11 protein-coding genes are annotated in these 13,048 nt (G+C 40.1%); 1 reads left to right on the top strand and 10 read right to left on the bottom strand.

Annotated features, from left to right (window positions below):
* Positions 1-81 precede the first annotated feature (81 nt).
* The 10 genes from ABJE44_RS04860 to ABJE44_RS04815 form a co-directional block, all read right to left on the bottom strand.
* On the bottom strand, positions 82-1,356 hold the full coding sequence (locus tag ABJE44_RS04860; protein WP_348113488.1) for a DUF58 domain-containing protein: 1,275 nt from the start codon (positions 1,354-1,356) through the stop codon (positions 82-84).
* A gap of 59 nt (positions 1,357-1,415) precedes the next feature.
* Positions 1,416-2,384 carry a MoxR family ATPase gene (locus ABJE44_RS04855; protein ID WP_348113489.1) on the bottom strand — a complete coding sequence of 323 codons (969 nt, stop codon included), beginning with the start codon at positions 2,382-2,384 and terminating at the stop codon, positions 1,416-1,418.
* Positions 2,381-3,538, bottom strand: coding sequence for a DUF4350 domain-containing protein (locus ABJE44_RS04850; protein WP_348113490.1), 1,158 nt, complete (start codon positions 3,536-3,538; stop codon positions 2,381-2,383). Before ABJE44_RS04850 ends, ABJE44_RS04855 begins: the two co-directional genes overlap by 4 nt.
* On the bottom strand, positions 3,535-5,076 hold the full coding sequence (locus ABJE44_RS04845) for a hypothetical protein (RefSeq protein WP_348113491.1): 1,542 nt from the start codon (positions 5,074-5,076) through the stop codon (positions 3,535-3,537). Before ABJE44_RS04845 ends, ABJE44_RS04850 begins: the two co-directional genes overlap by 4 nt.
* Positions 5,066-6,016, bottom strand: coding sequence for a stage II sporulation protein M (locus ABJE44_RS04840; protein ID WP_348113493.1), 951 nt, complete (start codon positions 6,014-6,016; stop codon positions 5,066-5,068). Before ABJE44_RS04840 ends, ABJE44_RS04845 begins: the two co-directional genes overlap by 11 nt.
* Positions 6,013-6,690, bottom strand: coding sequence for an RDD family protein (locus ABJE44_RS04835; protein ID WP_348113494.1), 678 nt, complete (start codon positions 6,688-6,690; stop codon positions 6,013-6,015). Before ABJE44_RS04835 ends, ABJE44_RS04840 begins: the two co-directional genes overlap by 4 nt.
* Positions 6,691-6,704: 14 nt before the next feature.
* Positions 6,705-7,295: a hypothetical protein gene (locus ABJE44_RS04830; protein ID WP_348113495.1), complete on the bottom strand. Its 591-nt coding sequence runs from the start codon at positions 7,293-7,295 to the stop codon at positions 6,705-6,707.
* Positions 7,296-7,337: 42 nt separating this feature from the next.
* Positions 7,338-7,721: a hypothetical protein gene (locus tag ABJE44_RS04825; protein ID WP_348113496.1), complete on the bottom strand. Its 384-nt coding sequence runs from the start codon at positions 7,719-7,721 to the stop codon at positions 7,338-7,340.
* A 288-nt stretch (positions 7,722-8,009) separates the two neighbouring features.
* Positions 8,010-8,222 (bottom strand): 50S ribosomal protein L31, encoded by a 213-nt coding sequence (rpmE, locus tag ABJE44_RS04820; RefSeq protein ID WP_348113497.1) that lies wholly within the window; start codon positions 8,220-8,222, stop codon positions 8,010-8,012.
* Positions 8,223-8,510: 288 nt separating this feature from the next.
* Positions 8,511-10,577: an EAL domain-containing protein gene (locus tag ABJE44_RS04815; protein ID WP_348113498.1), complete on the bottom strand. Its 2,067-nt coding sequence runs from the start codon at positions 10,575-10,577 to the stop codon at positions 8,511-8,513.
* Between the two features lie 207 nt (positions 10,578-10,784).
* Between ABJE44_RS04815 and priA the strand changes: the two genes are divergently transcribed.
* On the top strand, positions 10,785-12,965 hold the full coding sequence (gene priA, locus ABJE44_RS04810) for a primosomal protein N' (protein ID WP_348113499.1): 2,181 nt from the start codon (positions 10,785-10,787) through the stop codon (positions 12,963-12,965).
* The last annotated feature ends 83 nt before the right edge of the window (positions 12,966-13,048 follow it).

The following is a 13,048-nucleotide window of genomic DNA, read 5'->3' as shown; positions in this document are numbered from 1 at the left end:
CAAAGCCATGTCGATATGCAAATCTCGCCATGGCTTTTTTCCTACCACATTCCAACCAACAGCTTTACATCACAACATCTCTTACAGTAAACCTGCCTTTTTTACACTCAAATAAGTATTAATAACATTAGAGGTAAGCTGAGTGGCGGGAGCATGAACACATATTACTCCTTGTTTTTTAAGGCGTTTAAAATTACGTTCGATTGACTGGTTTAACATCTGTGCAGAGCTATACATCAATGACTGCTCGAAATTATCCACAGGATCATTAAGGATAGTTTCATAAATAGGTTCAGAAATACTTATAACGGCGACTAAATGTTTCTTTTGAAGAATTTTCACTGCTGCTAATAAATCAGAGAAATCTTCATCTCTTAGGCAACTCACCAATAGAATCAGTGCTCTTTTCGGTTGCTTTAGTAACAAATCTTGCGCGGCTTTTACATAGTCACTGGCAATTTTTTGAGGATATAAGTCATAAAAGTGATGCAGGATTTTACTCACACTTTGCACGCCTTTCATTTGTCCCAACCAGCGGGTTTCACTGCCAAAACTTTGTAAACTTAAACTATCCCCATTTTTTAAAGCCGAATGAGATAATAAAATAAGCGAATTCAAGGCATGGTCAAAGTAGGTCATATCGTCATCATGCACCCGCATTCTCTGCCCTGCATCAAGCATAATCATGACGTGCTGATTTTTTTCTTCCTGAAACTCTTTAGAAATGAGCTTATTAAAGCGGCTAGTGGCTCGCCAATCAATTTGCTTTAAGCTTTCACCCTCGCGATATTCCCTAAGCTGCCTAAAGTCCATGCCTGAGCCCCGTAGATTAAACTTTTTCAGCCCAGCTTGAGTGAGATTAATGCTGCCGTTAAGGCCGGCCATGTTCTGAATGGCTAAAAAATTAGGGTATACCTTTATGTCAGAGTCATTCTCATAAAGCCACGAAAACTGCCAATACCCTAAACTAGACGTCACACAAAACTCTGTAAAAGATAAACGCGCTAGCCCTCTTTTACGGGGGGTCACTTTGTATTCAAGTTGCAGTGATTCGTCAGGTTGAATCTCTAGTTCAAGAAGTTCGGTGTGCAAACTCCAATCTTCGGGAAAATGTTCTTCTACATCAAAATGAAACGCTAGCCTATCGTTATTAGTGATTTCAATTTTAACTGTATGCTCGCAGTTCACAGATAAACTTTGGGGGATATTACGTCTACTTGATAGCGAGGGTCGCCTGCGACTAAACATCCAATCAACAGCAATAACCGCTGCCATTAAAGCCGCCAGCACATAAGGTAAAATAGCTAACTGGGGGATATCCCCAAAATGCCCTAACGTAGGCAATAAGATACTCAAGCAGCATACAAAAAATAGCTGCCGCAATAGCTTTTTACTTGGTTTCCCCCCCTTTCGAATCATTGTCTTGGGGCTGGCACTTTAGCGATAATGTCATTTAAAACTTGCTCGGTGTTGACTCCCGATATTTCTAATTCAGCCGATAAAATGATCCTGTGTCTAAGAACAGGAAACACCATAGCCTTAATATGGTCTGGCAATACAAAACCACTGCCTTGCATCAAGGCATGCACCTTAGCTGTTTGAATTAGCGCAATACTCGCCCTAACACCGGCACCATGGGCCACCCCTTGCCACTCTCTTGAAGCTCTAACTAAGGACACGGCATATTCAACAATCTTCTCATCCACCAGTACTTTAGAGGCTAGATCTTGTAACGACAACACATCTTCTGCACTGATGACACTATTAATAGCTTCAACGCTGTGACTATTTGCCGTAATCCCTTGAGTTAAGGCTATCTCGGCAGAAAGCTCAGGGTACTCTACCTGTACTTTCATCATAAACCTGTCTAACTCTGCTTCTGGTAGTGGGTAGGTACCTTCGTTATCAATAGGGTTTTGGGTCGCTAAAACCATAAATGGCGCGTCTAGACTATGACTTTCGCCATCAATAGTAATTTGGTGTTCTTGCATCACCTCTAATAAAGCGGCTTGAGTTTTAGCAGGAGCACGGTTGATTTCGTCTGCCAACAATAAATTAGTAAAAGCAGGACCTTTGCGTAGTACAAACTTACCGCTGGATACATCTAACATTGAATGCCCGGTGACATCGGCAGGCATAAGATCTGGCGTAAACTGCACTCGCTTATAATTAAGGCTAATACTTTGCGCTAGCGCCCTAATTAACAAGGTTTTACCTAGCCCTGGCACCCCTTCAATCAATACATGTCCACCCGCTAAAAAAGCTATAATCACTTGCTCTAACACCGCATCTTGACCAATAAGTATTTGGCTTACATTTTGTTTTAACAGTGCAATTTTTTGCTTTGATTGCTGCAAAATATCGTTATCTAACGTGTCACTCATAACATCTTCCTGAGTTGTTGTAGCCCCTTGATACAGTGGCTGTATTGATTTTGATTTAATTCTTTTTGGTCAAACATAAGCTGGTATATGGTATCTGTAGGCCAGCCCGATAATTCTTCTAACAAAAGTGTGACTTTTTGTTGGTCTGCGCCACTCACGTTAGGCCATTTCTGGCTAATCCTTTGTAAAATAGTATGCCGCACTTCAGTTAACATGGTTGTTTGTTTACCTTGCTGCCAGTAATGATTACCGGCAACACGAATATGCTCAGAAAACCGCGAGCGATCGGTTTGATCCCCTTCAAAAACACTCCCAAACCATTTTCCAACATGCCAAAGTGCTAAAACGATCAACAGACCCATTAACCAAATAAATAGCGGGGCATGGCCATAAAGTAAGGTAAACCAATGGGGACGCTCTACCGGTTGAAATAAGTAAACCGTATCAGATTCCTCTAACAGTCCTAACATCAATATGGCGTTGTCGTATTCGTCTATTTGCCAGTTATTCCAAATTTCTACATCGGTCATTAATGTAATTAAGCCTTCGCCTCTATCAAATTGCACAAAGGTGTAACCATCCTCATTACTGACGGAATAAAAAGGTTCAAGTTCTTTAGGAAAGGTGATGCGATAAATACTCTCTAGCCCTACTTGGATAGGGTCTCCATGAGGGTCTGTCATATCGCTCATTTGCTGTTCGTATTCAGAATAAAGAGGAAAATCATCAGCAACCCACTCCACACCTATGCCAAGCTGCCGGATCAAGGCATTAGCTCTGTGGCTATCAGATTGGTCACTTGCGTTTACAGCCACAATCAAAAAGCCCCCCTGCTCTACCCAGTCGAGTAAATTTGATGCTAAGGAAGAAGAAATAGCCGCCTCGGCATCCGCTAAGATAACGGTATCATCTACTTTTGGTGTAATACCTTGGTCTTCTTTGGCATATAAACGTCGGTAATCTTTTTCAAATACCATAGTGACATCATGGTTATTTAAGAGCGTTTGAGTTGCTAGAAAAGGCTGCTCTCTTACTTCTTTAGATACCGCAACATCTTGCTCTTTATCATAAAACTCAATGCTTTTGATGAGATAAACAGCGACAATTAATGTCAGCGATAGTAATAAAATAGTGTGCAGGTGACGTTGGATCATGATGTTGTGTCAGACCCTGAGGTTAAAAATAGTTGCTGCCAACGGTTGCATAGCTCATGCATTTTTTCTGCAGACGGCCAAACATGAGCCCAAGCTAAATCAATCCATAAGTGAATTAGCCCTGTCATAAAGCTTAAATTTTCACCCTGAACTTTAGATTTTATCTCAGCTAAACATTCTAATTCGGTCATAGACTCAGTGAGGGCTAAATCATGTTTTTGATAAAGGTAAGTTAAGCTACTGACCAATAACAATGACAAGGCTTGGCGATAAGCTTGTTGCTCTAATAGAACATTTAATTCGCCAGGAATATCACTCGGTAAACCTTGTTGCTTTGCATGACGACTAAAAGCAGGCAAGTCTACCGCTTCTTTCTTACGGCTCACCTTAATGTTTAAGAGTTTAGCTAATTGGTGTCTGCTCAACCATAACAACCAAGCAAGTATAGAGATAAATAATACCCACAGAATAACTTCAGCAAACTTGGCTATAATAGCAAAAACGCCCATCCAACCACTTAAATCAGGAGGCTCTTCAGATTCCGATGATTCCCATTTCCATCCCGTCCAGCGCCAGTCACGGACCATCTCTTTATTATGAAAAGGAGGAGCAGCCAGTATCTCTTGCAAGTCATCTTTGATTGCCGTGTGTTTGATAAGGGCGTCTTCTGACAGTTTCGGCTCTTCTGAGTCCGTAACTAACTCCTCAGTTGCTTGTTCAAGCTCGCTAGTTTGAGCGTATGCAACCGGAGCATCTGCTGCATATCCCATTAACCCGGCCACTAAAACAACAAGTAAACTGGTTTGTTTAGCTGACCATCTATTGCGTATCTTTTTTAGCCCTAGTTCAATATTCCAGCCTTCTAACAGGATCCTTCTGTTCAAATAGGCGGCAAAACTTCCTCCTACAAACAAGGGAGCAACCATCACTAAACCAACATACCAACAAACATTATAAGCAATAAGCATGAAGTTTGATTCAGCAGAAAAAGCATCTGCAATGTTCCATTCAAACCCTAGCGGCATCAGCATATTCACTAACACAAGCAAACCAAAAGTAATGAACAACTCCCAGTGCAAACAAATGAGTAACCACCAATAACTATTATCATCTGTGGTTTGATGTAATAACCTCAGCCGCGCTTTGCGTTTATCACCTTTTAACCCCTCAAGCTGAGCTACAGGTAAATCAAAACCGCGACTGGGAGATAAACGCTGCCACGTTATACTAGCCAACCAATAGACTTTAATTTGTGACGGCCACGCTTTTAAGGCATCGACAACTGAAACTTGCTGACCGAAAACCTGGCGGCTATGAATGTACAACAAGCCCCTTTCAAACCATGGCTTTAATAACCACAAAAAATACACGCCATATTCGGGGCTTAGTAAGGTACACACAATAAAAATAGGCAGTGTGCTGCACAGCATAAACCCGTATAAAGGTGCCCACCACTGCATGGCCATTCGGCAACCTAAATCAAAGGACTTCCAACTATTACGAGGCTGGGTTGCTATGGCGAGCGCTTCAATTTTCATTAGGCGCTCGCCTAAATACATACACTAAAACCCAAACCCAACAAAAGCCACCAACTGCATATTTCACGGAGTTTGGAATAGAATGGCTAGAAGACCAGAAGGCTTCGATAAAAGCAGCTATCACCAACATCAAAAATGAGCCAAAAATTAAAGGAAACACCTTTCTGGCAGAGGCTTTCATGGCATTTATACGGCTCAATTTTTTGGGAGAAAGAAGACTAAAACCAATGACACTACCCGCTGCAGCTGAGATAACAATGGCTGTTAATTCAAAAGCGCCATGGGTAATAACAAAAGAAAAAAACGTCGCCTGATAGCCAACATTCACAATATGAGCACTGACAACCCCAAAATACATAGCATTAAAAAGTAAAATGTATAGAGCGCCAAAACCTAGCAATAACCCACCAACAAAGGACTGAAACGCAATGGAGATATTATTAAAGATGTAATAACCAAACATTACAAAATCGCTATCGGATGCTCGTTCTTCTTCGAAACGTGTATCACTTGGGTCATACATTTCTTCTAACTGCACAACTTGAGCATTAGGTAATACATTGCGAACAAACTCAGGGTCTAGAAGTATAATTCCAAACATTAACAAGGCTACACCATAAAACAAAATATGGGCCCACATAATATACCATCTAAACTCAGTGAGCTGCGCAGGGAAAGTCTGTTTAACAAACACCATTAATGGCATCAATATACGATTATGAGGCTTATAGAGCTTTTGTTGCCCTAGCAATAGCAATTGATTTAAATGGCTAATTAAAGCAGGACTGTAATGACGGCTTTTTGCTATAGCAAGGTCATGGGTTAGCTGCCTAAACATTTTAGGTAAGTCATCTTCGTCAGAAGCTTCAGAAGATTCAACCACCTCTTTAAATCGCAGCCATTCTTGTTGCTTGAATTGAATAAAATCATTCTGCCTCATGCTTTACCCACTAAACCCGCAGCCATGGCTTTTAATTTAATGACAGCTTCTTCACCACGGCACTCCAACATAGGCTCAAGTTGATTAGCGAGCTCTTGTAAGCGCTCTTCACTAAAACTTTGACTTCGCTCTGCATAAGCCACTATGGTTTGTTGTTCTTCTAAGGTGAGTGAAAGGCTTGTCTGCGGAAGCTCATCAACGGTGAAGTGCTCGACTTTACTCGGTGTATCTTGATACACCACCATAGTAGCAGCCACATGGTCGCCAATACGCTTAAACTGTTTAGAGCATAAAATGGCAATAAAGCCACTTAGGTAAGCAAAAGGAAGAATATCTATGCTTCTAAACAAATTTCTCAGCATTGAGCCCGGTAAGGTAATAGGCAAACCATTATCGTAAACCACAACTAAGCCATAATGCTTTTTGCCTGGGGTAGCCCCTCTGTATATCTCAAATAACACAGGGTAAAACCACTCTATGCAAAATAGTAATATCAGAAAAAGGCCATCACCCATATTTCCAGTAAATTGCAGAGCCATTGCAGCAGCAAACAAAATAACGCCACGGATCAATAAATCAATGACAAAGGCCATGGTGCGCACACCTATACCTGCTGGGGTCAACATAATATCGATCCCTTCAGGCGTTTCTAAAGCAAAGCGATTATCTATCATCAGCAGGCTAACGTTTACACATCAGGTAGCAGCAAACCAATAACCATTAACCCCCAAAAAGCTATGCCAATAAGAGTAAACACCCAATTAGCGGCACTGAATTTTTTATTACGCAGCCCTTCAGCATCATCATTTAAAACATTGGCAGTTTTTTGGACAACAACCATAGGTACCGCAGCGGTTAACCCTAGCAGTAACCAAAAAAGGCTATCAAACAATACACTTTCAGATATGACAGGGAATTTATCACTAACATTTTGTAAAATTTGCAGCACGATATAATACACAGCTAGAGGGCCCGCCATCCAAGATGCTTTAATTGATTTTATGTCTGCTTCATTTTTAATAGTAGAGAATAACGAGAACACGAAGAACACTTGAAATATGGCTCTCAAGACTGGTAAACAGTCGCGATTTGCATTCAACTTTTGTGCTGTCCAATGTTTGTAAAACCAATAAAAACTATAAAGGTTTAGCGTACATACAGACAAAATAATCATTTTACTAATCGCTGTAGTGAAAAACTCTGGCTTGGCTTCTTCACTGTCACTGGAGTCAGTTATGAGTTCAGCTTCGGGAGCTTTATACATATCATCAGTCGGCAAAATAGAGTCCTTTTATTGGGTACTGTAGAGATTAAAGTTTAATTAAGCGGCAAGCATAGGTATCAAAATGGCAGCTAAAATACCTATCAAGAAAAACCCAACCATTATCAAAACACCCCAAAAAGACCATTTTTTTTGTACCCTTTGAAATTCTTCGACACTCTCCCACTTTTTGTTTTGCCAAGCCCACTCTCGACCTTTAATACCCAAGACTATAGCCATAACAAAGCCTATATATGGAATCAATGCTATCAAACCAATCCAGGTAGAATTCCCGATGGACCAAATCCAGTTAAGTAAAAATGCGCCCCAACTCCAACCTTTTACCCCATCAGGTAATGGGTGGCCTTTCCCCATCCCAGAGTTATTTTCAATTTCGGTATGTAAATTCGCATCAGGAGCGGTATAGACGTTTGATTCAGACAAAATAGGTTCCTTATTATTTAGAGTAAACTGAGTCCGGCTAGTGACTATGACATTATTTTTACTCTATTGTAAACAAGAGCTTACCCTGACTTAGGCAATTAACTCTTATACCAAGGGTGATTGACAAGACATTTTGACAGCCGTTAATAAAGAAGGATAGGCAACCCCAATTAAGGGTAAGAAGAAGGTATAAAGTGTTTTTAAAAAAGAGCAGAGCGCTAAATTACAAGCATAAAAAAGGCGCTATTTAAGCGCCTTTAATTTATGTCTTTTCAGACTACAAACAGTTTACTTCTTTTTAAGACCAGCAAAACGTTTGTTAAACTTATCAACACGGCCGCCCGTGTCTACGTTACGTTGCTTACCAGTGTAAAATGGGTGGCAAGACGAACATACGTCTAAGTTAATTTCTTTTTTCAAAGTAGAACGTACTTTGATTACGTTTCCGCAAGAACAGTTTGCTGTCATTTCCTGGTAATCAGGATGGATACCTTCTTTCATGGGTTACCTCTTCGTCAGGCCGTATCGCTATCCAACCCGAAGTTGAACACCATACGAAAATTAAATTAAAACTTTGTGGCTAGCCGCAAAGTGGCGCGCATAGTAATGTAAGAGACAAGCGTGATCAAGGTTTTTGTTGTTTTTATCAACAATTGATAGATTACTCTCTGTAAGTATGGACAAGTCACTCTCAGCTAAGTTTACGATATAAAAAAGGAAACAGCTTAGAAGTTGTCGTTAGCCCTCTTTGTTATATTCCCCATATGTAAGAAATATATTGATTAACAATTATTGCAATTTTTTATCAAGAAATAATTTTTTAATATCGGCTAAATTAGTGGGTTTAGAAAATAGATAACCTTGCAATTGGTTGCAACCATGAGCAATTAAATAGTCTGCCTGTAGATTGGTCTCTACTCCTTCAGCACATACTTTTAAATCTAACTGTTTAGCCATTTGAATAATAGATTTAGTAATTAAAGTATTCTTCTTGGAAATACATAAATGATCCACAAACTGCTTATCTATTTTCAAGGTATTAAGGTCAATTTTAGTTAAATAACCCAATGATGAATACCCCGCACCAAAATCGTCTAATGCAATCGAGCACCCCATTCCTCTCAATTGGGAAATAAATTCATTGGCTAATTCAAAGTTATCTAAATAAGCAGATTCAGTCACTTCAAACTCAATATTTGAGGCGCTTACTCCATATTGAGCAAACATCTCTTTAATATAATCAACCAAGGCAATATTTTTAATGTCAAAAGCAGATAAATTTAAAGATATAACCAATTGGTTACCGTGCAGGGCTATGAGGTGTTCAATTTCTATGCATACTCTCTTAATAACCCATTTAGTTATAGATAAAACCTTACCGCTTTGTTCAGCAATGGGGATAAATTCAGCTGGAGAAATCCCTCCCAAAGCATCACTATTCCATCTAATTAATGCTTCATATCCGACTATATGTCTACTGAAATTCACCTTACCTTGATAGTGAAGGCAGAACTCATCGTACTTAATTGCATTAGCAATTAAGTTAGCAATAAGTAAGCGTCTTTTATGTTCTTCCATCATCTCTGGGATAAATAAAGTATGTCGACTTCGGCCTGTTAGTTTCGATCTATACATGGCCGTATCAGCGTTACTAATAAATTCGCTAACGTTAAAATTAGAATCACTGGCTTTTGCAATACCAATACTCACACCAATATGAATTTCCCACGTTCTAACTTTGAATGGAACATTCAAATTATTTACCAACCTCTCAGAGATTTGTAATAACTCAATCTCACTTGGTTCATTGTGCAATAAAACTAAAAACTCATCCCCTCCTATACGGGATATTAAATCACCTTCTCGCAGGCTCAATTTCGTTCGGCGGCAGACTTCTATTAACACTAAATCACCAATTTCGTGACCAAATGAATCATTTACTCCTTTAAAACCATCAAGATCGAAATACATTAAAGTAAGATCCCGCACTTCATCTTGCGCTTCCGTTAGTTCTTTCTTCAAAGTATCCATAAAAAACTGACGGTTGGGTAAACCGGTCAAAGTATCGAAACTAGCTAACTGTTCCATCACTTCTTGTTGTTCCATCAACCTGTCTGTGTATTGTTTGTTTTTTTGCGTTTCTTGATTGATAGTTTCCATCATTAGATTAAGGTCTGTACTCAGAGACGTAACTTCTTGCTTTCCTTTAATATTAATTTTTAAAGAATAATCGTGAGTTTTTTGAATTTTTTGAGCGATGCGAGACAAACGGCTAAGAGGAAAAAATAACATTGCTTGCACCCAAAGGAGAAAGGCAAATACAACAATTAACAGCACCAGAGTAATGGGAAGAACTTGCTTAAGAAGACTCTGTTTACTCTTATTTAATGGACCGCTAGAGTCGAGGACAATACGCAAATACCCTAAAGGAAATAGTTCATCCCCTACTAATTTTAAAGCAACCAATTCATCGTTATCGACATAAACACCAGGCAGCTTGGTTTTAACACCTTCGTATTGTGCATACGACTTAGACTCCACTTGAGTAAATGCCTTACCATGGTAACTCTGCAAAGGAAGCCACTTGTCATCATAGATAAAGGCATACTTCACATTATCGTAAGGGTCTAAACGTAATAGCATGGTTGCCAGTTCGAATTCATCAGGCTGCACTGCAAGCATAGGAACTAAGTCACTTGACATATTTTCAGACAATGCATCAAGATCCCCCTTTACTGACTCAAAATATAATTTTTCATGCTCCTGAATTGAAAAATATAAAATGGCTAAGCTGACAAAACAAATTGCAATAACGGAAATAGACGATGTAGTATTTTTAATGGTATTAAATAACATCGGGCTTCCTTGCAAAATTCAATACAGCTGTTTCGTACATGAACAATATGATGCATTATCTAACTATCACCACCTTCTTCAGAACTGATCTTATAGATTGGCTAGTAAGAACACAATGCTGACTAGACTAAAGTTGTAGGCTAAACAGCTGTTTAAAATCTTGTATCAAGTATTAAGTTAAGAACTAAGACAGGTCCAATAATACCTATGGCAATACTTCGTGTCGCCCTACCTATACCAAAGCGTAGACTATTTGATTACCTTTACGAGGGCATAAAGCCCGAAGTGGGAGTAAGAGTTCGCGTCCCCTTTGGGCCACGCAAACTTATTGGTATCGTTTGGGCAGTTACACCTGACTCAGAATGGGATACAACTAAATTAAAAGCTATTGAAGCGGTTCTTGACGATGAGCCAGTATTAAACAAAACCTTATTAAAGCTATGCCACTGGCTGACTCATTACTACAAACACCCAGTTGGTGATGTGGTACAAACAGCTTTGCCAGTAGCACTTCGTAAGGGAGAATCTAGCTTACCCAAACCAGTCACCTTTTTAACAGCCAGCGAATCAGGTGCAAGATTAGAATTAGCTGAATTATCACGGGCACCAAAACAGCAAAAATTACTCGAAAAACTACAAGCTTCAGAATTAACAAAAACCATTGCTAATACAGAGTTTGGTGCGCCAGTCATTAAAGCCCTGCTAGATAAAGATTTAATAGTTAAAGTAGAGAAAGCACCTAAGTTTGAAACTAATTGGCAACAGCAACTGACAGTAGTAGACAAACCTACCCCTAATGTTGAGCAGGCCATTGCCATTAGCTGCATCGAAGGTGCGCTGGGTCAATATAGTAGCTTTTTACTAGAGGGAATAACTGGCAGTGGGAAAACAGAAGTTTATCTACAAGCCATTGAGCCTGTTTTAGAACAAGGTAAACAAGTATTGATACTGGTTCCCGAAATAGGCCTGACACCTCAAACCGTGCACCGATTTAAGTATCGATTTGGAATAGAGGTAGGGGTATTACATTCTGGATTAACAAACCTTGAGCGTTTGCAGGTGTGGCAGCAAAGCAGCAAAGGACAACTTGGCATTGTTATTGGTACCCGCTCTGCCATTTTCACCCCTATGCTCAATCCTGGTTTACTCATTGTTGATGAGGAACACGATGCATCCTATAAACAACAAGATGGCTTACGTTACCATGCCAGAGATTTAGCCGTTGTCCGCGCCCACGCAGAAAACATCCCCCTAGTGTTAGGTACCGCAACACCAGCATTAGAAACCCTAAACAATGCCCTAACAGGGAAGTACCAGCACTTAATACTTAAACAACGGGCCGGTAATGCCTCCGTTGCTAGCCAGCATGTGTTTGATATTCGTCAACAACAGATTCAATTTGGCTTAGCTCAAGGCATGTTAGATAGAATCAAGCAGCACTTGCAGCAAGGCAGCCAGGTAATGTTGTTTATCAATCGCCGCGGTTATGCCCCTGCTTTAACCTGTCATCAATGTGGACATATTGAGCAATGCAAACGCTGTGACAAACCCTACACGCTACATAAGCAGCTGAATAAGCTGCAATGCCACCATTGTGGTAGTGCTAAACCTATTCCTCGACATTGCCAAAATTGTCACTCAGAAGACTTAACCGCCATAGGGGTGGGCACTGAACAGTTAGAACATGGCTTAGCAGAGTATTTTCCCGAGTACAGCAGTATTCGTATTGATAGCGATAGCGCCAGAGGTAAAAACAAACTCGATAAAATGCTAGACAGCATTAACAACAACGAACACCAAATTCTAATAGGTACTCAAATTTTATCGAAAGGACATCATTTTCCCAATGTCACCCTAGTATTGATCTTAGATATAGACGGTGCTCTTTTTAGTGCAGACTACAGAGCGGCAGAGCATTTGGCACAGCTAATTACCCAAGTAGCGGGTCGTGCAGGTCGCGCTGAAAAGCCCGGTGAAATGTGGCTACAAACTCACGATCCAGCTCATCCTTTACTGCAAGATTTAATCAATAATGGTTATGGGCACTTTGCTCGATATGCATTATTAGAGAGAGAACATGCGGCACTGCCCCCCTTCACCTTTCAAGCTCTTTTTAAAGCACAGGCAATGAGCGCACAGCTTGCACACGAATTTTTAGCCCAGGTTAGACACTTTTTTGATCATGTTCCCAATGTGTTTTGTATCGGACCTCTTCCTGCTTTGATGGAAAAAAGGCAAGGTCAATATCGCATGCAACTCGTTCTTCAAAGTACACAGCGTAGTCATTTACAACACGCCCTTGGGCAGCATATACATCAAATAGAAGACTTGACCCTTGCCAATAAAGTGAGGTGGTCTTTAGATATTGATCCTCAAGACTTTAGCTAGGGTTGCAACCTAACTCAAAAAATAATAAAGATACTGATTGATGAAAATATCAGTCAAGGTAAAATAATACGTCGTTTCTCTCC

The sequence above is a fragment of the Paraglaciecola sp. genome (assembly GCF_039942875.1).
GTDB lineage: Bacteria > Pseudomonadota > Gammaproteobacteria > Enterobacterales > Alteromonadaceae > Paraglaciecola.
This window is presented reverse-complemented; position numbering and strand designations above follow the sequence as displayed.

Excerpts from the sequence above, each read along its gene's own strand:
- ABJE44_RS04855 (WP_348113489.1), bottom strand. The coding sequence starts at position 2,384 with ATGAGTGACACGTTAGATAACGATATTTTGCAGCAATCAAAGCAAAAA.
- ABJE44_RS04850 (WP_348113490.1), bottom strand. The coding sequence starts at position 3,538 with ATGATCCAACGTCACCTGCACACTATTTTATTACTATCGCTGACATTA.
- ABJE44_RS04845 (WP_348113491.1), bottom strand. The coding sequence starts at position 5,076 with ATGAAAATTGAAGCGCTCGCCATAGCAACCCAGCCTCGTAATAGTTGG.
- ABJE44_RS04840 (WP_348113493.1), bottom strand. The coding sequence starts at position 6,016 with ATGAGGCAGAATGATTTTATTCAATTCAAGCAACAAGAATGGCTGCGA.
- ABJE44_RS04835 (WP_348113494.1), bottom strand. The coding sequence starts at position 6,690 with ATGATAGATAATCGCTTTGCTTTAGAAACGCCTGAAGGGATCGATATT.
- rpmE (WP_348113497.1), bottom strand. The coding sequence starts at position 8,222 with ATGAAAGAAGGTATCCATCCTGATTACCAGGAAATGACAGCAAACTGT.
- ABJE44_RS04815 (WP_348113498.1), bottom strand. The coding sequence starts at position 10,577 with ATGTTATTTAATACCATTAAAAATACTACATCGTCTATTTCCGTTATT.
- priA (WP_348113499.1), top strand. The coding sequence starts at position 10,785 with ATGGCAATACTTCGTGTCGCCCTACCTATACCAAAGCGTAGACTATTT.